A 21,917-nucleotide genomic window follows, 5' to 3' on the forward strand; every position below is an offset into this window, starting at 1 on the left:
CAAACCTCCAAAAATATTGCGCCTTAAAAGGCGGGGTTTTCGACCCACATTATTTTGATAATAAATCTCACAGGGTAAAATTAGAGAATAATTATCACTTGTGGATATAATTATCATATTTTTTTAGTTTATTTAGGAAGCTTGAAGTTTTGCAGGTAACTTTTCTAGGAACTAGCTCTGGTGTCCCGACGCGATCGCGTAATGTTTCGAGTGTTGCTTTACGCTTACCTCAGCGGGGTGAATTATGGTTGTTTGACTGTGGGGAAGGAACTCAACATCAGTTTCTCCGCAGCGAACTTAAGGTTAGTCAACTGACTCGTATTTTTATTACTCATATGCACGGCGACCATATTTTCGGTCTGATGGGGTTATTAGCTAGTTGTGGTTTGGGGGGAAATGTTAAAAGTATCGATATATATGGCCCCCCGGAGCTGGAGAATTACTTGCAAGGTTGTATTAAATATTCTCAAACTCGTTTGGCTTATCCTCTGAAGATTTACCAATCTAGACCTGGTGTAATTTATGAGGATGATGAATATGTTGTTAGTTGTGGTTATTTAAAACATCGGGTTCCTGCTGTTGGTTATCGGGTAACAGAAAAGGACCGACCGGGACATTTTGATGTGGAAAAGGCTAAGGCTTTGGGTATTCCTCCTGGTCCTATATATGGGAAGTTAAAACGGGGTGAATGGATTACTTTGTCTGATGGACGGAAAATTAGTGGGGCAGATTTATGTGGAGCACCTCAGATTGGCCGGAAGTTTGTTTATTGTACTGATACTGTTTTTTGTGATGGGGCGGTGGAATTGGCACAGGATGCAGATTTACTTGTTCATGAGGCTACTTTTTCTCATCGGGATGCTGAGATGGCTTTTCAAAGATTACATTCTACTTCGACTATGGCTGCGCAGGTTGCTTTGGCCGCAGGTGCTAAACGTTTGATGATGACTCATTTTAGTCCTAGGTATGCTCCTGGGAATCTTATTTTGTTGGATGATTTGCTACAGGAGGCGCGTGCTATTTTTCCTAATACTGATATGGCTTATGATTTTCTGAGTTATGAAATTCCTAGATTTGATGAGACTTCTTAGTTAAAGGTGAGAAGTAGTGGAAACAAAAGAACGGAGAGCAGGAGTTATATCATGTCCGTTTATAGCGCGATATAACTCTGCTCCGCTTTCGGTCTGAAATGCTACGCAAACGCGACTAAAAACTTCCTTCTTTATACCAAGTATGTGTTTCGCTTGAAACCAGGTGCAACCAATTAGTTTGACCATCAATTTTCAATCCCATATATTAGATATTTCAGCGCAAAACTTTCCTGGCGGAATGCTACCGCAAACGTTAATGCTACGCAAATATGTCGTGTCGCATTCCGCACCGAAAACGCGGAGCGCGGAACGAAGTTTTATGGCGCTCTTATCCGGACAAGATATCATATCAAATCCGGTAGCATCGGTGTAATTAGATGGGGTGATGGGGTGATGGGGTGATGGGGTGATGGGGTGATGGGGTGATGGGGACCCACCCCTCGCCCCTCCCCCTCCCAGGAGGGGAAAATCAAGAAATATTTGATAATCGTTGAAGATGGAACATTTTTTTATACCGAATTAAACGGTTTTTAGATCATATCATACCTCAAATCACCAACGCCAATTTTTTTACTATTCGGGAAAATAAGAAACTGAGGGTGAAGGTAAACAAGATGATAGTTTCTTGTTACAAATCTCAGTCAAATAATTTAATTCTTGGTTGATTATTCATAATATCAACAATAGTTGCTCTTAAGCAAATGACATATTTATAGACTGTTTGTAAAGTAAATATTAAAACTGGAATGAACCTAGGGAATTTAACTATGTTTTTGATAGGAAAGTTCATTAATGGATAATGGATAATTACCTCTCCCTTTTAGGGAGAGGATTGACCAATAAGGGAAAAATTTATTCTCTTGGTCGATTGGATATGGCGCAGGTTTCGGAGCCATTCCACCCTTCGGGAAGCTACGAATATCGACCGCTTTTTTCCCGTTGAAAAGGGAGGCAGAATTAGCTGAATTGTTTAATTATTTAATTATTTAATTAGGGCTTGCTGATTAAATATTAAAGTATTTACAGATAAAGGTTTTAGCCTTTTTGGAGCTTTTAAAAAGTGCCTGGTTTTCAGCTCTTCACACTCAAAAAATTAGTATTTTAGGTGCATATTTGGGCAGAAAAATCAAGGAACAATTCTTAAACTCCTACCTCCTCTAAATTCCTTTTTCTCCTGTCTCCTGTCTCCTGTCTCCTACCCTCACCCATAAGACTTTTTCAGCAAACCCTAATTATTAATTATTCGGTAAAGTTTTGGTCTCCAAGCTATGTAGAGATGAGTGGGAATATTTGAGTTATCGTTATGGCAAATAACTTTTGTTCTCTCTTCCCTGTGTAGATACAGCAGATTCCCAGTATATGAAGTACAAATATTAATAATAAAGCCTTTGTAATGCGGGCATCTTGCCCGCTACAGTTGTACTTCACTAAGATGAAATCCGCTGTAATTTGTGTTCCCTATTTCCTTTTTTGATTTGCTGATACATTCAATTTATTAATAGGTAAAGAAACCATCATAGTCTACTCGTAAAATTTGATTTTTAGTGTCATTCTAGAAAGTGAATAAATACCATGAGTAAATGTCTTAATCCTAACTGTTTACATCAGAATTCAGCAGAAACAGAACTATGTCAGGAATGTGGTTCAAAACTATTATTGGCAGAACGATATCGTGCTTTAGAAATTATTGGTGAGGGTGGTTTTGGCCGAACTTTTAAGGCTGTGGATGAGTTCAAACCTTCAAAACCTTTATGTGTAATTAAACAATTTTTCTCTACAGTTCAAGATGCTAAAAGTATTCAGAAGGCAACAGAATTATTTGAAGAAGAAGCAATACGTTTAGAAACTCTTGGTAAACATCGACAAATACCAGAGCTTTTTGCTCATTTAGTTCAAGATAATCATCAATATTTAGTACAAGAATATATTGCTGGTCAAAACTTAGCTGAAGAGTTGGCAACGGAGGGAGTTTTCAGTGAAACTAAAATCCGAGAATTTCTGAATGAAATGTTACCTATCTTGGAGTTTGTTCATAGCCATCAGGTAATACACCGAGATATTAAACCAGAAAATATTGTTCGTATTGCTAAGTCCGAACGAGGTGAAAATCAGAAATATTCTCTAGTTTTAGTTGATTTTGGTGCAGCTAAATTTACATCTAAAACTGCTTTGGCAAAAACTGGAACTTTAATTGGTTCGGCTGCGTATATTGCACCAGAACAAGTAAGGGGTAAAGCTATCTTTGCTAGTGATATTTATAGTTTGGCTATAACTTGTATTTATCTACTTACTGGAGTAGCGCCTTTTGATTTATTTGATAGTAGTGAAGATACTTGGGTTTGGCGAGATTATTTAAAAAGTCCTGTTTCTCTTCAGTTGAGTCAAATTATTGATAAAATGCTGAAAACTGCGACTAAAAATCGTTATCAAACAGCACGGGAAATTTTACATGATTTGAATAGTTATCCAGAATTAACTACAGTCAAAAATAATATTCCTAAATTATTTATTGGTGGAGTTGCAGGTATAAGTTGCTTATTTTTAACGGGGATAGTTTTAGCAGGAATATTTTCAAGTTCTCCTCGACAAAAACCTGTTGTTATTCAATCAGAAAAACTTAAATTAGAACCTCGAAAACCAGTTATTTCGACTCCAGAATTTGGCGGATTATATGCAAAATCTCCCACAGGGACGGTACAAGCTTTTCCATTAGAACATACAGATGTTACAGCTAAAATTGCGGGAAATGTATCGCGGGTAGAAGTAGTACAACGTTTTACTAATCCCTATCAAACTCCTTTAGAAGCAGTTTATCAATTTCCGTTGCCCGATGAATCTGCTGTAGATGATATGGAAATTCGCATAGGCGATCGCGTGATTAAAGGTGTTATTAAAAAACGGGAACAAGCTAAAAAAATCTACAATAAAGCTAAAAAAGAAGGAAAAACTGCTGCTTTATTAGAACAAGAACGACCTAATATTTTTACTCAGTCTTTAGCTAATATTAAACCAGGGGAAACTATAGAGGTAGTAATTCGCTACACTGATGCTTTAAAATTTGCCGGGGGCGACTATGAATTTGTCTTTCCTATGGTTGTCGGACCTCGTTATCATCCAGGAAATTCTAATTTAAGTAGCTTTCCAGAAAAACCAATTCATTTAGCAAGTTTGCCTACCACAAATTCTCTGACTAATTTACTTTCTCAAACGGCAAAAACTCCGCCAAAAGAACGTTCAGGCTATGATATTAATGTCACAGTTGAAATTGATGCTGGAGTACCAATTTCTAATATTATCTCCACCTCTCATCAAATCCAAATTCAAAAAGTTGCTGCATCAGGATTACCATCTATTACTCAAGTACAATTAAACAAAACTGACACTATTCCCAATAAAGATTTAGTTCTTCGTTATCAAGTAGCTGGCAAAGAAACCCAATCTACAGTTCTCTCTCAAGCAGATAATAAAGGCGGACATTTTGCAGTTTCTTTAATTCCCGCTCTGGAATATCAAACTAAAGAAATTGTACCCAAAGATGTAGTATTTTTAATGGATACATCCGGTTCACAAAGCGGTGCGCCTTTAGCACAATCAAAAGTATTAATGCGCCGTTTTCTTCAGGGATTAAATCCTGACGATACCTTCACAATTATTGACTTTGCTAATAGCGCTCAAACATTATCAACCCAACCTTTAGCTAATACTCCTGCTAACCAGAAAAAAGCCATAGATTATGTTAATAACTTAAAGGCAAATGGTGGAACAGAATTACTCAATGGAATTGATACTGTACTGAATTTTTCACCTGCAAAAAATGGGCGACTGCGAAGTATTGTCCTAGTAACAGATGGTTTAATTGGCAATGAAAATCAAATCATTTCTCGCATACAAAAACAACTACAACCAGGAAACCGTCTCTATAGTTTTGGTGTTGGTAGCTCCGTAAATCGATTTTTATTAAACCGACTGGCAGAAGTGGGACGGGGTACAGTCCATGTTGTGCGTCACGATGAATCTGTTGATGCAGTAGTAGAAAAGTTTTTCAATGAAATTAATAACCCAGTTTTGACCAATATAGAAGTAACTTGGCAGGGTTTAGGAGAAGCTCCCGAAATATTCCCACTCAAACCTGCAGACTTATTTGCTCAAGAACCTTTAATTTTGTACGGACGTAAACAAGACCGACTCAGTGGAAATTTGCAAATAACTGCCGTTGCTGCTGGTGGAAAACCATATCGTAAGACTTTTCCCTTGCGCTTTGACTCAGATGGTGGGAATGAAGCGATCGCTCAACTTTGGGGACGGGCGAAAATTAAGGAGTTGATGCTGGAAATGACTGATGGGGAGATGTCAGAAAGAGTTGAAGCTGTGACAAATGTAGCCTTGGGTTATCGGTTGCTGTCGAAATATACTGCTTTTGTAGCGGTGAGTGACGAGCAACGAGTTGACCCTAATAATTCTAGTCGTCGGGAGAAAGTGAAAAAACACACCCCTGATGGGATGGTGGGTATTCCAGAACCTAGTTTTGTTTGGGCGATATTATTGTTTGGTTTATATATGGGTTGGAAACATTGGGTGCAGTTGTGCAAAGCTAAAAAGTTGTCAGAGAATAGTTAATTAATTGGTAGTCCTGCATGGTAATGGCGAGAATATATATTTTTTAATTTCTCCCACACTCCCCATCCTCCCCCCAAACTTTTTTACTATTACTATGCACTACCACCAATTAATTTTAGAGAAATATAGAGCGACCGCTTATGTAAAGCAAATTTACAAATTGAAGGATTTTTCAAATTGAGCAGCTATGGTGGAAATAGCAGTAATAATTCGGGTTTGCTGAAAAAGTCTTTTAGTAGGGATAGGAGACAGGAGACAGGAGGAACGGGGAATGAGCGAGGAGGTAGGAGCGGGCGTTTTGTCCCAAGATTGTTCTACCATAGTCAGCCCAAAATACTAGCTTTTTGCAGCTCTTAGCACCGAAAAGCTGGCACTTTTTTGAACTCCAAAAAGGCTAATACCTTATATTTATCAATACGCGCGAGAATTAATCAGCAAGCCCTAATTCTAAGTCCATGACCAAAAAATCAGGTTTCCCTTACCTTTTAAGCGGATGAAAAGAATAAACTTCAGTATTTTAAGCCTTTGACTTTCCTGCGAAATGCTGCACAAACAGCTAGAGGTACTGATAACTGATAACTGATAACTGAAATGACTCAGACAAGAAAAATTAAGAGAACTATTATTATTTCCTTAGTATTAATCTCTTCAATTTCTATTACAGCTTGCGCATCTCGTAGACGTCGGGAAATCTATAAAAGTCTCGAAGACTGTAGTAGAGAATGGGGAGGAGTTGAAAAATGCGAACTGATAACCGATGGCAGTTATCCACCTGGGTATTATTATGGTCCCTACTACTATAGTTCTAGTAGTTCTAGTAGTTCTAGTAGTTCTAGTAGTTCTAGTGGCCGAATATACTATTATCGAAATAGTAGTAGTAGTAGGTATCAACCAGTTCCCAGTAATGCAGGTATCCTCAGAAGTCCTTCTGGAAGGTCTACAACTTCTGTAGGTACGGTGAATAGAGGTGGTTTTGGTAGTAGAGGTGGTAGAGGCGGTAGTAGTTTTGGCGGTAGAGGTGGTGGCAAAGGTTGATATAGCACAAGAAAGAAGGAAGAAGGAAGAAGGAAAAGTTTGCGTTGTGTGAGTTTTAAGCTTTTGATATGTCCGCCCTGTTTGCTTCAACTGCTATAAAATCCAAAATGAAAATTCAAAAAATAAAGTAACAAATGAAACGGATAAATATTGAACCTCGCCCCAACTGGCAGCAGAAATGTGAAGCGGTTGGCTTTCACTTTTATAATATGTATGGAGAACCATATTGGGATGAGACTGCTTGTTACTATTTCACTACTTCACAAATAAATCAATTAGAAGCAGCAACTCAAACTCTACAAGAATTATATATTGAAGCGGCAGAGCGCATTATCCAAGAAAACCGTTTTTCTCAATTATCTGTTCCGGAACAGTTTGCGGAATTATGTCGCCAGTCTTGGCAACGGAAGGAAGAAGGAAGAAGGAAGAAGGAAAAAGCTTGCGTTGTCTGAGTTTTAAGCTTTTGATATGTCCGCCCTGTTTGCTTCAACTGCTATAAAATCCAAAATGAAAATTCAAAAAATAAAGTAACAAATGAAACGGATAAATATTGAACCTCGCCCCAACTGGCAGCAGAAATGTGAAGCGGTTGGCTTTCACTTTTATAATATGTATGGAGAACCATATTGGGATGAGACTGCTTGTTACTATTTCACTACTTCACAAATAAATCAATTAGAAGCAGCAACTCAAACTCTACAAGAATTATATATTGAAGCGGCAGAGCGCATTATTCAAGAAAACCGTTTTTCTCAATTATCTGTTCCGGAACAGTTTGCGGAATTATGTCGCCAGTCTTGGCAACGGGATGACCCTAGTCTTTATGGTCGTTTTGACTTTGCTTATGATGGTGTTAACCCACCGAAGTTATTGGAATACAACGCTGATACGCCGACTGCTCTTCTAGAAACCAGTGTGGTGCAGTGGACTTGGTTGGAGGAAATGTTTCCCGAAGCGGATCAATTTAATTCTGTGCATGAAAAGTTATTGGCAGCTTTTGTGGAAATGAATGGTTTGGCAGGGGAGACTTTATATTTCAGTTGTGAAAGAGAGACTTTGGAAGATTTAGGAACTGTTGAATATTTGCGAGATTTGGCAATTCAAGCAGGATTAAATACTCAGCATATTTATATAGATGATATTGGTTGGAGTGAAGATTTAGAAGTTTTTTGCGACCTGGATAATCAAATTATTCGTCATTTATTCAAGTTGTATCCTTGGGAATGGATGATGCGAGAAAAGTTCGGGAAATATCTATTATTAGAACCCATGAATTTAATCGAACCTGCTTGGAAATTAATTTGGAGTAATAAAGCTATTCTGCCAATTATTTGGGAATTTTTTCCAGACCATCCTAATTTATTGCCTGCCTATTTTGACTCGGTCAAATTATCTCATCCCTATCTAAGTAAACCAGTTTTTTCTAGAGAAGGTGGAAATATTACTGTTTATTTTGGAGATAGAGAATATCAAACCGAAGGAATATATGAAGATGAACCTTTAATTTATCAATCCTATTATCAATTGCCGAATTTTGATGGTTATTATCCTGTGATTGGTGCTTGGGTTATTGGTGGAGAAGCGGCTGGTATTTGTGTTAGGGAAGATAGAGAAATTGTCACTCAAGATTTAAGTAGATTTGTTCCTCATTATTTTACATGAATAGTAAGCATTCAGCCGTTAGCTAGCCTCTTTCAATCGACACTTCATAGTACTAACAGTTATTAGGTTTTACCATTGCTACCAACAGCTTATGTAAGTCAATTGCCGTAGGAAACTTGATTTTACCGAAAAATTGTGGTTTAAAGCCTCCCCTTTTAAGGGGATAATAAAGAAAAATTTTCATGATTAGTCAATCCTCTTCTTTTCAAGGAGAGGTAATTGTTAATAATTAATAATTAATAATTAATTATTAATTATTAATTGTTGAATATCGGGATTATACTGGTTGTAATTCAAGATGTTTCTGGTTAACCATAGTCCCCAATTATAGGTATGACGAGCTACACTAGCGTGTTTACCTAGTAAGGTTTTTGCTGGTTATTCGGCTCTAACTCAGTTTTGAATCCTAGTAGTGGACTGACACAGCTAAAATGGTGCGTTAGATGGGGAGATGGGGAGATAGGGAGAAAAAGACACCTAGAAACAAAAATAAGAGTGCACAGTTTATAGATAATTTAGAGATTATTGTAGATAATACCAGATGATAGACAACAGTTAAAAACCCTTATGAAACGACTAATTTCTATAATTATCAGTTTACTTATTCTGACAGCTATTTATTGGAAAATTGATTTTGCTGGACTGATAAAAGTATTCCAGAATTCTCACCCTATATGGATGGTAATCAGCGTTAGTATGATAGCACCATTGACAATGTTAACTGCTTGGCGGTTACAACAATTAATGCCAAAAAGAGGGAATAAATCATCATCTTATGTAAATTTTGGAGAAGCAAATCAATTAATTTTAGCTGCCAGTGTATTAAATATGATATTGCCCTCAAAAATGGGAGATATTGTCAAAGCTTATTTTATGAAACAAAGAGGACATTTAGAAGGAAGTTTATCTTTATCTCTAGTGATATTTGAAAAGGCTTGTGATTTAGTTTCTTTGTTAATATGGTGTGCTTTTGGATTGATTGTTTATCCAGAAAAAGATTTATTATTTTGGGTGATGACTGCCGGAGTAACTTTGGGATTAATTATTGGATTATTATTATTATCTTCTCGCAAATTTACTAATATATTTTTTCAAATTGCGCGGAAAATAGCTCCGAAAAAAATCTATTCAAAGATTGATAATTTGGAGCATTCTTGGATAGAAATGCACAGATATTTTTGGCACGACAAAGCACAATTAACGAAAATTGCTACTACTTCAATATTTATCTGGTTCGGACATTTATTACAAATTTGGTTTTTTACTCTAGCGTTAAATGTTTCGGTTCCACTTTTGGCAAGTTTAGCATTATCTCCCTTAGCAATTTTGGCTGGATTATTACCTTTAACTTTTGCTGGAGTTGGTACTCGTGATGCTGCTTTTATTCTGTTTTATCAACCTTATTTTTCTACAGAAGTTGGGGCGGCTTTAGGATTACTTTGTACATCCCGTTATGTATTACCAGCAATTGCTGGTTTACCATTTTTCGGACAATATTTAATTGCTATGGAAAAAATGCAGAATATTTCATCAATTGATAATTGATAATGGATAATTGATAATTAATGAACAGAGTTAGTAACTTCTGTTGCTGCTGTCCGTCAAGGTGCATTAACTTTGGCAGTTAGTGATATTATCGGAGGCAATACTTTTGATGTTTTATTTATAGCTTTTTCTGATTTTGCTTATCGCCGAGGTTCTATTTATAATGGTTTGACTAATTCTCAAAGTTTTTTCATTAATGGATAATTGATAATGGATAATTGATAATTACCTCTGGTTAAAACCGTTACGGAATTGAATATAAGGAAACATTATTTCTTCTCTTGGTCGATTGGAGATGGCGAGGAGACCCGCTCTTATCAGAGCCGCTCCGCAACATATAAAGCGGAGCAAAACGCCATCTCTCGACCGCTTTTTTCCCCTTAAAAGGGTCGGGTTCAAGGCGCGAATTATTTAATTATTAATTATTAATTATTCGGTAATTTCTCTGACTATTTTGATGACTGGAATTTTGCTTTTGGGTTTGTTACCCCGTCAGGAATATGGTTTAGGAAAAATTGGCTTTGAGAGTTGGTTGATTTTGATATTATATCTAGGATAATTTTCGCTGTTGTTTGTTGGAATTTAGGATGGAAATTATTAGAAATAAAAATTTTGATTTACCAGATTGGAAATTTTTCCTTGACAATCAAATACTGCCATATTTAATTATTGCTTTTGGGGTGTCTGTAAGGTTAGTTCAATATTTATCTAATCGTTCTCTTTGGGCGGATGAAGCGGTTTTGGCTTTGAATATTGTCAATCGTTCTTATTTGGAATTGCTCCAACCTTTGGATTATGACCAAGGTGCCCCAATTGGTTTTTTGATGGTAGAAAAATTGGCAGTTCAGATATTAGGGAATAATGAGTATGCTCTACGATTATTTCCTTTTATTTGTGGCGTAGGTTCCTTATTTGTATTTTATGAATTAGCAAAAAAATGGATGACTAAATCTGCTATTCCTATAGGTTTACTTTTGTTTGCCAGTTTGGAATACTTAGTCTACTATTCTGCAGAAGTAAAACAATATTCTAGTGATGTAGCGATCGCCCTCCTTTTATATCTACTATTACTACCTTTGGTCAAGGCAAAATTGAACTTTGATCAAATGATTAGATTTGGTTTGCTCGGAGCGATCGCTATTTGGTTTTCTCATCCTTCTATCTTTATTTTGGCAAGTATTGGTGGGAGTGCTTTACTAATTAATTTTTGGCAGAAAGACCTGAGTAAAGTCAAAAATTTATTACTCATTTATTCAGCTTGGGTTTTCAGTTTTGTCATCTTTTATTTTGTATCTCTGAGAAATTTAACTGGCAACGAAACTCTCACAACTTCTTGGGGCGATGGTTTTCCTAGTTCCCCATTTGATATTGTTTGGATGTTTGATGCTTTTGGTAAATTTTTCTATAAACCTTTGGGTTTTACTAAATGGATGGATGGATTAGCTATTATCCTTTTTTTAGTAGGTTGTATTTCTTGTTGGTTGAGCAGAAAAGAAATTTTATTGCTATTACTTTCTCCATTATTCGTAACTTTTCTAGCCTCCTTTTTACACCAATACCCATTTCGGAGTCGTCTAGTTTTATTTCTCACACCATTCGTAATTTTTCTCATCGCAGCAGGTGGAGGTTATATTCTGAGTAAACCTAAGTTTCGACCGATAAAAATTATTGGGATTTTCTTGGTTATTTTATTGTTATATAAACCTTTATCAAAAGCTATTGATTTGATAGAAGACCCCATAACTTATTCAGAAATTAAACCTGTGCTGAGTTATATTCAAAAACATCAACAACCAGGGGATGTTTTATATATTTATCAACGAGGAATATATCAATTTCAGTATTATGCAGAAAAATATGGTTATCAAGAGGGAGATTATATTATTGGAGTGGATGACTTAGATAAATATGATGGTCAAGAATTATCAATTGCCGAAATGACTAGATATGAAAAAGACTTAGATAAACTTCGGGGGAATAAAAGAGTTTGGTTATTATTTTCTCATACTCATATTCCCGCAGAAAGGAGATTTTTAAATTATTATTTGAATGAAATTGGTCTCAGAATAGATACTTTTGAAAAGCCAGGGTCTTATGTATATTTATATGATTTGAGTTGAGGTCTGGCTAAATAGGTTGTGATATTTTGTTTTTTTCGCAAATCATTTCTACAACCTGAAGGTTATAGCTGCCGCTAGGCTCCGCCAACGCGTTTCTATGGGAAGTAAAGCGGAATGTGGCTTCTATCACTCAGAAACGATACAATTTTTTTTGTTGAATAAAAAGTCATGCGTATAGGCAAGTTACCCCATTTAATACTTACGATATCAGAAAAATTGTGAGGATGCAACCTCAAATCCTTTGACGCGCTAGGAGCTTAAGAAAATGAAGAGGTTCGTGGTTCTCGAATGAAGAAGGATTAATGGCAAGATTTGATGAGGTAAAAGCCTGCATTTTTATCAGATGTTCATTTTATGAACATCTTTGTGATATTGCTCTTGGAAAAAAAATCCTGTATCAGAGTGATCGCCCTGTTACTAGGAAAAAGGAGTTGAATAAAAAGTCATGCGTATAGGCAAGTTACCCCATTCAATACTTACGATATCAGAAAAATTGTGAGGATGCAACCTCAAATCCTTTGACGCGCTATTAGCTTCAGAAAATGAAGATGTTTTTATCTAATGTTGGCATTTATACCCGCGCTCTCCCGAAGGGGAGCGTCGGGATGAATGCCAACCCATGCTATAATAATAAAACTACGAGCGTGTTAGTAATAGGTCGAAAACATTGAAAGCTAGATATAAATATCGTATCTACCCTAACCATATTCAAATCAAGAAACTAAATCAATTGTTTGGTTGTTGTCGGTATGTTTGGAACCAAAGTTTAGCACATTGCAATCAACTGTATGTTAACGGAGCTAAAAGACCAAGCTATGTTGATTTAACCAAACAATTCATAACACAAGCCAAGAAAGAATTGCTTTGGTTGAAAGAAGTAGCCTCTACTCCATTACAACAATTATTAAAAGATTTAGACCAAGCTTACAAAAACTTCTTTAATAGTTGTACTGGTAAAAGGAAAGGAGTCAAAGCAAGACCGCCTAAATTCAAGAGTAGAAAGTCAAAGCAAACTGCCAGATTTGTAGGTGCTAATTACCAGATTAATCAAGATAAAATCTATCTACCAAAAGTAGGTAAAATCAAAATAGTTTGGTCAAGGCCATTAGCTAGTCAGCCTACATCTCTGACTATAATTAAAGATTCAGCTAACCGCTATTTTGCTAGTTTTGTAGTAGAAATTAGTCCTGAATCTCTGCCTAAAACTGATAATTCAATCGGAATAGACTTAGGCATTTCAAAATTTGCAACATTGAGCAGTGGGGAGAAAATATTAGCTCCCAAGCCTCTTAAAAAGAGCTTGAAAAAGTTAGCTAAGTTTCAAAGAAAGTTTGCCAAAACTGAGTCAGGTAGTAACCTATACGAAAGACGCAGGCTGAAAATAGCTAGACTACACGCCAAAATTAAGGATATTCGTACAGATTTTCTACACAAATTGTCTACTAATTTAGTTAGAAAATATGACATAATTGTATTAGAAGACTTGAATGTTTCTGGCATGATTCGTAATCGCAAGTTAGCTAAGGCAATTAGTGATTTAGGATGGCGACAATTCCGAACTTTAACAGAGGCAAAATGTGAGAAATATGGTCGTGAGTTTAGGGTAATTAACCGTTGGGAACCGACAAGTCAAAAATGCAGTTGTTGTGGTTTCCGTGGTGGCAAAAAAGAATTAAATGTTAGAGAATGGACTTGTCTCAATTGTGGTACGTTTCACGATAGAGATGTCAATGCTGCACTGAATATTCTAGAAGTTGTTCAACCAAAAAACAAAGCTGAAACACTCAAAGAAACAGTAGCAGAAAATCCTGTACAACTATCACTTTTTGATATCGTCGCGGGCGGGCAGCCCGAGACGTTAAACAAGACGAGGAGCCGACGTAATTCTAACCGTAAAAAGGTAGTTGATGGCAATGAGTCGTCTACCCACCCTGAGTCAATTCAACTTCGGTTGTCCTGATGGATGGGAATCCCGCGCTCTCCCGTAGGGGAGCGTCGGGAGGATGTCAAAATAACTATCTAAACTATAGTGAGTGAGTTTTGCTTTTGCTCCTACAGAGGTATTTCCTGTTAGTAGTAGAGAAACTACATCGTTACGGTGGGGGTGTCAGTTCGACAATCCCCTACTTCCCCTCCTGGCTCCCCTCCTGGGAGGGGCGGGGGTGGGTTAACTTCCGACTTCTGACTTCTGACTTCGTTAGCAGATTAGGACATGAATCGATGCACCCACATATTTTTGTAACTAGAGTCTAACTCCCCTTGGTTGTAGATACTTTGAGCATCTCCATAACTGCTGCTGGCAACACAAGCTGCATAGATACAATAGCTGGAATAATAGCCATCGTAGAAATTCCCTCCCAGATCGTAACTCCAGCTAGGTGCATCGAATTCACTCCAGGGGTCTTTGACCTCAAACTTATAACTATTGTTTTGAGTATCGATTTCCAGACCTGAGAGGCAAATCACATGACCTGAATGAGTTAACCAACCATGGGTAATCAGAAAATCTCCCTCTTCCAGCCAGATCTTTGCATCATCAAGGCAAGCATTCAGATGCAATTCATAATTAACCGGAAATTGACGAATCACATCGGCCATTACTTGCGGATCGCCAGGACTGCCGATGGCTTCCAACTGCTGACGAATATCTTCAATATTTGGGTCATCAACAGCCATAGCAATACAGGTACTCTGGCAAGTGTAGGAATCGGGTTGGCTGAGATTAAGAACTTTAAGTTTGGTATGGTAATCCCGAATAGCATTCATGGTTTCAGGACTTGCTGGCATAGTTTAACCTCCTAAGTTTAAATTTTAGTTGGACGAAAGCTAAAACCATAATTATTCTGTAACAAAACAGAAAATTGGGTTTTTATCAAACTGAGTTTGCAATTAAGACGATTCTTAAATATTATTTCTGACAAATTTATTATAACCGGGAAAAAAGCAGGTTTTAACTATTCCCTAAACCTATTTTGTTGGTGAAAATATCCGGTGTTGGCAAGGAAGATATGGCCCACCAAGGATTATGTTGTTGTAACTCCTCCAAGTTATAGGAACCAGTAGCAACAGCAATGGACCTAGCACCAATGGCCTGACAACAACTTATATCATGGGGGGTATCTCCAATCACATAAACTTTTTCTAAGTTAATTTCTCCGACTAATTCTTGGGCACTGGTTAACGCTTGACGAGCGATCGCTTTTCTATCTGCTACTGTATCTGAAAATCCGCCCTGGGTAAAACTAAAATAATTATTTAAACCATAATGAGTAAGTTTTGCTTTTGCTCCTACAGAGGTATTTCCTGTTAGTAATAGAGAAATTACATCGTTACGGTTGGGGTGTAAATGAGAGAGAATTTCTTTGACTCCCTGTAATATTGCCCCTTGTTTTCTAGTAAGACTTTGAGGTAGGTATTCACTATAAACTTGTAATAATTGGTCTATTTTGCCATCATTGGGAGTAATACCCCCTAATTCTAAAATTTGAGCTGCTAGTAAGCGATCTGTTGCTCCTGCTGTGTTGAGTTGTGATAAATCTATCTCTTTGCCAATTATTTTTCTAGCAGCATCTTCTAGGGCAAAAATACCTGCTCTACCAGTGGTTAATAATGTTCCATCAATATCCCAAAATAGTATTGTAGTCATTTTGATTCAGAGTAACTGGTTAATTGTTTAGAAATTAATAAATATTTCGTACTTTTAGCTATTATTTTATCCTTAAAGTATTTCCTTTCTCACCCATGTACGAATATTCTATCTTTTCTTACTTTTAAACTTTTGAATTTTGCCTACGGAAAGCGCTGTATTACTCATTATTTGAACTATTCAACTGCACATAATATTACTCCTGCTTAACAACTACTCGATGTTCTTGACTCAACAACAAAACACCAATAGTAACAATAACAATACCCAAAATTTGCAAACCATTAATAGTTTCTTGAATAGTTAACCATGCTAAAATTGCTGTAAGACAAGGATTAGTCGCGCCAATAGTTGCAGCAGCAGTAGCACCTATTAACTTAATTCCATAATTAAACATTAAATGACCGCTCAAAGTACAGATCGCTGACAGGAAACCACCCACCCACATAGGAGTCCAGTTAAGGTCAGCATAGTCTCCCTGCCAAATTAATAAACTTGTAGCAGATAACCCTAAAGTAGTAGCAAAACTAATCCAAGTAAAGGGAACTGGATGCATAGTTTCAAAACTTTTTTGTGCATTTACAGTATAGAGAGCATAAGCAAGTCCGGCAGCAATGCCAAAAATTACTCCTATTCCGTTGTAACTATCAGATGTTGTCTGAGTATAAGGAATAGTCAAAAAAGTACCAACTAACACAACTACCATTACTATCCAGCGAAACCTTGTAGGGGGAATACCCAAAAATGCCCAAGAAAATAGGGAAGTGAATATTGGGTAAGTAAAAAACAGAGTTAAAGCAATTCCAGTTTCGATTAAACCGATAGAGATAAAAAGTAGTGCTAAGAATAGAAACATTAATGCTCCACCAAGGAGCGATCGCCTCAATATAGGACGCGCTTCATTATTTCCTAATGCTCGAATATCTTGCCAGGTTAGCGGGTAAAGTTTTGTCGCGAAGGATGCCATTAATGGAACTACTAATACCATCCGCATAAACATTAGTAGAAAAGAATTTTGTAGGGTAGGAATGACAAATCCTCCTGTCTGAAAAATTCCCAAAATTTTCTGTTCATTGAAGAGAATTCTGACTATTACATTTTGGAAACAAAAACAGAATGATGCGAGTAAAACAATGATAAAACCAAACATAAATAATACCAATTCCCAATGCTATCGTTCTTTCATTATTCCGCAATTGATAATCTAAACTTTCTCAAAGATAGAGTTAAAATTTAAAAGTTTTTGCTTGAGGAGTAAGCATTTACGTTGTATTTTGTCGTCAAGAGATATGTGTCCTGTTCTGTCGAGTACATAATAATATTCTGTGGTCTTTTTGTGATAATGCTTTTCTGCTTTATCTACTATAATATGTACCAGTTTAGCTGTTCCTTCTGATAAAAGTTTTCTAATAGTATCACAATGTCTTCTGACCTGGGGAATATTATCACTATAAAGTATCATTTTATTTCAAACCTCCATTATTTTAGTGTTTACTTTCATTTTTTTTACTAATAGATATCTCCAGAAATTATACATATAGATTAGATCATTTTTTGTGTCTTTTTTCATAAATTTTATTCCCTGTTGTCTGTTGCCTGTTGCCTGTTGCCTGTTGCCTACTTCTGCAAAAAATCTATTCTTTTTCACCAGATGTCTAATGCCATAAATTCATAATTTCTACTATTTGAATAGCTGTTCTTGCGGAACAAGGATTATTTCTTTTTCCCTGAAAATATTCTACGGCATTTTTCATGGATATACCCATTGTATCATCAGCTATAGAGGAAATAATTTTTTGTACAATGCCATCCTGACAAATTACAACTCTTCCTTCTCCCCGGTTTTCACCAAAAATTGGTTCATAAAATCCAGCTACAGTTATCCCCTGGTTATGGTCTTCTATAGCTAATACACGATACCGAAAATTGTCCTCTTTAGGAGGTTTATCAAAGTATCTTAGAGAGTATCCTGGATAAAAATATTTTATCTTTCCTACCATAGAAGTATATAAAACAACTTCTGCACCATTAACTGCCGTATAATGTTTTTCTACCATTCCTTGCTTAGGCAAAAAATATTTTTTATCATTAATATTTATATCTATATCTTGATAAAATATCTTTCCTACTTTTTGAGGAAAATATTCTTTTCCCAAAGTCATAACATTTACAACTATATGTGAACCTTCATAGCCAAAAGCATAAAGTTTATCATCTAAAAATCGACCATTAATAAAATCATTTATTCTATTTTTAGTCATCTCTGAGACAACTCTATGGGGGGTAACTTTCAGAGATATAATTAGTTCTTTAACCTTCTGAGTTACTAATGATGCTATATAGTTTTCATTAACAACCAGCTTTCCTTTAAATTCCTTCAATAACTCACACAAGATTTGAATATCTTCATAATTGCAGATAGGTTTTTCTACAAGAAGATTAGCCTCATTATCAATTTTTATAATATTTCTAATAACTTCAAGATGAGTATCAGTAGGAGAACAAATATCCCAGAATAGAGGGCGTATTTCTGCTGCTTGTTCTAAGGATGAAAATATATTTATTCCTCTCTTGAGTGCCTCTTGTTGTTTAACTAAATTTGGATCGATAATTCCTAAAGTATGAATTCCAATATTGCTTAATTTTTTTTCATGCCATAAAGCTACATTTCCATTACCTACACGCACACATCCAAATAAATCTGACTTTCTATCTAAAAGATGAGAAAATTGATTAGTCCTAGTTAGTAGTTGCATATTTTTCAAAGCTTTTAAAGCTCGATATATTTTTCCTGTTAGTTATTTACGTTTTTAGGTTTATGGACGATCAGTATTGATCGCTTAATTTTGAAGATAAATAATGTAGAGTCTTGTCTACATAGATAGTTTGGAAAAGCTTGAGTCTTATGTATCTTTATATATTATGAGTTAGCAAAGAAACAATTCATTTGTGACAACTGATAACTGAAATGACAGAGGTACAAATCTAAAGACAACCTCCTAGAAAATACGGGATTACTAAATCAAGGGATTAAATATAAATTTAGTCAAATATAAAATGCTTTTCTGTTAGTAGTTAAGCAATTACTATAAATGAATATAACATAGTAAAAATATGGCTGAAGCAAGCTATAAGCAAGGCACACTTTGAATCTACACCGTTACTACAAAATCATGTACATCCAAAATCTTAAACAAATCTTAATCCCATCAAATACCCCAAAAACAAATCAGAAAATATTCTGGCTAATTCTCAGTTTAACCTTCGCAACAATATATAGTTTACTGGCACTTAAACAAGCATTTAGTGGAGAATATATTGTGCAAGATGATGCAAGACAGCACGTTTTTTGGATGCGTCGTTTTTTAGACCCAGAATTATTTCCTAATGATTTAATTGCCAATTATTTTCAGTCTGTTGCACCATGGGGTTATAAAACTTTCTATTGGCTATTTTCCCAAGTAGGAATAGACCCAATATTCCTGAATAAATTATTACCATTACCTTTAAGTTTAATAACTGCTGCCTACTGTTTTGGAATTTGTTTTCAGATATTGCCCATACCTTTTGCTGCTTTTATTGCCTCAGTATTATTAAGTCAAAATATCTGGCTTCAAGATGATATAGCTTCTGGCACACCGAGAGCTTTTTTATATCCTCTATTTCTGGCAGTTTTATACTATTTATTACGCCAATCATTAGTTCCATTTTTAGTAGCGATCGCTCTGTTGGGATTATTTTATCCGCAATACGTTATCCTGACTGCTTTGATTTTAATTATCAGACTTTTAAATTGGGAAAAAAGGCGGTTTTGTCTGAGCAAAAATCCACAGGATTATCTATTTAGTGGAGTGGGTTTAGGATTAAGTTTGTTGGTGATTTTATTTTATGCTTTAAATTCTAGTAATTATGAACCTGTAATTACAGCAGCTCAAGCAAGAATTTTGCCAGAGTTTGGCGAAGCTGGTAGAAGTGTTTTTTTCTTACAAAATTCTTGGGATTTTTTCATCTTCGGCGGTCGTAGCGGCATTTTACCTCAACAATTATTTCTGCCTCACATATTAATACTTGGATTATTTTTGCCAATACTTTTTCAGAAGGAAGAAGGAAGAGGGAAGAGGGAAGAAGGAAGTAAGAAGAAGGAAGAAGAAGAAATTTATAACTTTGATAGGGCAAGAATTTTTCTCAGAAGACTAACTCCAACTTTCAAGAAGGAAGAAGGAGGAAGTAACAAGCAACAAGATAAAATTCATAACTTTGATGAGGCAAGAATTTTTCTCAGAAGACTAACTCCAACTTTCAAGAAGGAAGAAGGAGGAAGTAACAAGCAACAAGATAAAATTCATAACTTTGATGAGGCAAAAACTTTTCTCAGAAGACTAACTCCAACTTTCAAGAAGGAAGAAGGAGGAAGTAACAAGCAACAAGATAAAATTCATAACTTTGATGGGGCAAGAATTTTTCTCAGAAGACTAACTCCAACTTTCAAGAAGGAAGAAGGAGGAAGTAACAAGCAACAAGATAAAATTCATAACTTTGATGGGGCAAGAATTTTTCTCAGAAGACTAACTCCAACTTTCAAGAAGGAAGAAGGAGGAAGTAACAAGCAACAAGATAAAATTCATAACTTTGATGAGGCAAAAACTTTTCTCAGAAGATTACCTTTAATTAAACAAATAACACCGAATATTAAATTGTTAGTTCAGATTTTTTTTGCTGGTGTAGTTTTATTCGTGGCAGCTCATCTTTTATTATTCAAATTACATTTACCAAGTCGCTACACAAATCATAGTTTTCGGATAATTTTAGCTATAGCAACTGCCGTTGTTTTGTGCATAATTTTAGATGCGGTCTTTCAATGGGTAAATAAACAGCCATCCGACAAAAGTAGAAGAGTTGCAGGATTAATTTTTATCGGATTTTTAGGGATTTTATTTATTGGTAATTTTAGCTTGTGGAAAAATTTTTCTGACCTTGATTATCAAAAAGGTAAATCTCCAGAAGTTTATCAATTTTTTGCTCAACAACCAAAATATATTCTCATTGCTTCTCTCTCAGAAGAGGCGAATTATATTCCTACATTTTCTCAACGTTCGGTATTGTTTGCCTGGGAATATGCCATTCCTTATCATCTCGGTTATTACAATCAAATTAAACAACGAGCTACAGAATTTATTTTTGCTCAGTATCATTCAGATATTCAATTTATTCAGAATTTTATCAATACTTATGAAACAGATTTTTTAATCTTAGACCGTCAAGCATTTATGCCAGAATATGTTCTGAAAAATCGTTGGTTGAGACAGTGGTATCATCAAATGGGAAATCAGATTGGAATTAACCTCCAAAATGGAACTATTCCTGCTATATTTGGCACTATAGATAAATGTTCAGTTTTAGAAACAGAAAATTTATGGGTTTTGGAAGCAGACTGTATTTTGAATGAATAAGTAATATCATGTCCCCTGGTATCGTTTGTGTAAAACCAAGGGTAAATATCTACAGGAAATTTACCTTGTTTCAAGCTTTTAAGCTTTCTTCCCTCTTCCTTCTTCCTTCTTGCTTACCGAAAAATTATCGTTATCGAGATTACAGTTTTGCCATTCTTTTGTTAAATTTAAACTCGCTTCTAGCTAACTTATATCTGATTTTTCATCCTTATGATAAGGGTAATAAATTTATCTTTTAATTCTCCGGATGCTAGATTTATTATCTCTAAACACCCAACAATATAGATACCAATAATAATATAGGCAAACTAACAAATATAATTCCAAAAAAGCTTACCAAAAAGTGAGGATACTGTAGTATTTTCAGCGACATTTGTTCTGGGTTATTCAGAAAATTATTAATCCGGTCTACTTTTTGAGTAGCTACTAATTCGCTGGAAGCAGAAAAAGCATCTTGTATTGGAATTTCATCATATTCAGTCAAAAGAAATACTCCAGATCCACTCTTTTATTTATTACCCCTTCGCTTTTTTTTAGCACCTTGAAGCTGTCCTCGAATAATTTCAGTAATACGTTTTCCACGCAAGCCAAAATGAGTAATTTCAAAAGCCACTTTTTGCTTTAACTGGAGACGGTTACATTTTAAGGTTGTTATTTCAGAACCAAATATCCAAACTCACCCTAATGGAATGAGTAAAATCACAACTATAATTTCATAAATATTAGTTTTTTTTGACATGGCCTATCATCA

The 21,917-nt window shown here is 35.6% G+C and carries 15 protein-coding genes and 1 pseudogene; 10 read left to right on the forward strand and 6 right to left on the reverse strand.

Annotation, left to right across the window (positions count from 1 at the left end; all coding sequences use genetic code 11):
* The first annotated feature begins 149 nt into the window (after nt 1–149).
* From F6K15_RS08905 to F6K15_RS08950, 9 genes and pseudogenes are all read left to right on the forward strand, one after another.
* The gene (locus tag F6K15_RS08905) at nt 150–1,091 is read left to right on the forward strand and encodes a ribonuclease Z (protein ID WP_293059952.1); all 942 of its coding nucleotides are present in this window, start codon (nt 150–152) and stop codon (nt 1,089–1,091) included.
* A gap of 1,572 nt (nt 1,092–2,663) precedes the next feature.
* Nucleotides 2,664–5,708: a VIT domain-containing protein gene (locus F6K15_RS38205; protein WP_363267561.1), complete on the forward strand. Its 3,045-nt coding sequence runs from the start codon at nt 2,664–2,666 to the stop codon at nt 5,706–5,708.
* Between the two features lie 591 nt (nt 5,709–6,299).
* Nucleotides 6,300–6,743 (forward strand): hypothetical protein, encoded by a 444-nt coding sequence (locus F6K15_RS08920; protein ID WP_293059955.1) that lies wholly within the window; start codon nt 6,300–6,302, stop codon nt 6,741–6,743.
* Between the two features lie 134 nt (nt 6,744–6,877).
* Nucleotides 6,878–7,195, forward strand: coding sequence for a glutathionylspermidine synthase family protein (locus tag F6K15_RS08925; protein ID WP_293059958.1), 318 nt, complete (start codon nt 6,878–6,880; stop codon nt 7,193–7,195).
* An 82-nt stretch (nt 7,196–7,277) separates the two neighbouring features.
* Nucleotides 7,278–8,405 carry a glutathionylspermidine synthase family protein gene (locus F6K15_RS08930; RefSeq protein ID WP_293059961.1) on the forward strand — a complete coding sequence of 376 codons (1,128 nt, stop codon included), beginning with the start codon at nt 7,278–7,280 and terminating at the stop codon, nt 8,403–8,405.
* A 567-nt stretch (nt 8,406–8,972) separates the two neighbouring features.
* Nucleotides 8,973–9,950, forward strand: a complete 978-nt coding sequence (locus tag F6K15_RS08935) for a lysylphosphatidylglycerol synthase transmembrane domain-containing protein (protein WP_293059964.1) — start codon at nt 8,973–8,975, stop codon at nt 9,948–9,950.
* 39 nt (nt 9,951–9,989) lie between these two features.
* Nucleotides 9,990–10,154 (forward strand): annotated as a pseudogene (locus tag F6K15_RS08940) (sodium:calcium antiporter); the annotation flags it as partial.
* Between the two features lie 383 nt (nt 10,155–10,537).
* The gene (locus F6K15_RS08945; protein ID WP_293059970.1) at nt 10,538–12,070 is read left to right on the forward strand and encodes a glycosyltransferase family 39 protein; all 1,533 of its coding nucleotides are present in this window, start codon (nt 10,538–10,540) and stop codon (nt 12,068–12,070) included.
* Between the two features lie 667 nt (nt 12,071–12,737).
* Complete coding sequence (locus tag F6K15_RS08950; protein ID WP_293059973.1) at nt 12,738–14,030, forward strand: RNA-guided endonuclease TnpB family protein; 1,293 nt, start codon at nt 12,738–12,740, stop codon at nt 14,028–14,030.
* 245 nt (nt 14,031–14,275) lie between these two features.
* Here F6K15_RS08950 and F6K15_RS08955 read toward each other — a convergent pair whose 3' ends face one another.
* The 5 genes from F6K15_RS08955 to F6K15_RS08975 form a co-directional block, all read right to left on the reverse strand.
* The gene (locus F6K15_RS08955; RefSeq protein ID WP_293059976.1) at nt 14,276–14,857 is read right to left on the reverse strand and encodes a hypothetical protein; all 582 of its coding nucleotides are present in this window, start codon (nt 14,855–14,857) and stop codon (nt 14,276–14,278) included.
* Nucleotides 14,858–15,020: 163 nt separating this feature from the next.
* Nucleotides 15,021–15,716 (reverse strand): HAD family hydrolase, encoded by a 696-nt coding sequence (locus tag F6K15_RS08960; protein WP_293059979.1) that lies wholly within the window; start codon nt 15,714–15,716, stop codon nt 15,021–15,023.
* Nucleotides 15,717–15,912: 196 nt separating this feature from the next.
* Nucleotides 15,913–16,866 carry a DMT family transporter gene (locus F6K15_RS08965; RefSeq protein ID WP_293059981.1) on the reverse strand — a complete coding sequence of 318 codons (954 nt, stop codon included), beginning with the start codon at nt 16,864–16,866 and terminating at the stop codon, nt 15,913–15,915.
* Between the two features lie 54 nt (nt 16,867–16,920).
* Complete coding sequence (locus F6K15_RS08970) at nt 16,921–17,178, reverse strand: hypothetical protein (RefSeq protein ID WP_293059984.1); 258 nt, start codon at nt 17,176–17,178, stop codon at nt 16,921–16,923.
* A 193-nt stretch (nt 17,179–17,371) separates the two neighbouring features.
* Nucleotides 17,372–18,472: a Gfo/Idh/MocA family oxidoreductase gene (locus F6K15_RS08975; RefSeq protein ID WP_293059987.1), complete on the reverse strand. Its 1,101-nt coding sequence runs from the start codon at nt 18,470–18,472 to the stop codon at nt 17,372–17,374.
* 390 nt (nt 18,473–18,862) lie between these two features.
* Between F6K15_RS08975 and F6K15_RS08980 the strand changes: the two genes are divergently transcribed.
* A complete protein-coding gene (locus tag F6K15_RS08980; protein ID WP_293059990.1) occupies nt 18,863–21,166 on the forward strand; it encodes a hypothetical protein in 2,304 nt (767 codons plus the stop codon).
* A 265-nt stretch (nt 21,167–21,431) separates the two neighbouring features.
* Here F6K15_RS08980 and F6K15_RS08985 read toward each other — a convergent pair whose 3' ends face one another.
* A complete protein-coding gene (locus F6K15_RS08985) occupies nt 21,432–21,650 on the reverse strand; it encodes a hypothetical protein (protein WP_293059992.1) in 219 nt (72 codons plus the stop codon).
* Nucleotides 21,651–21,917 lie beyond the last annotated feature (267 nt).

It is taken from the genome of Okeania sp. SIO2B3, from assembly GCF_010672525.1.
In the GTDB taxonomy this organism is placed as follows: Bacteria; Cyanobacteriota; Cyanobacteriia; order Cyanobacteriales; family Microcoleaceae; genus Okeania.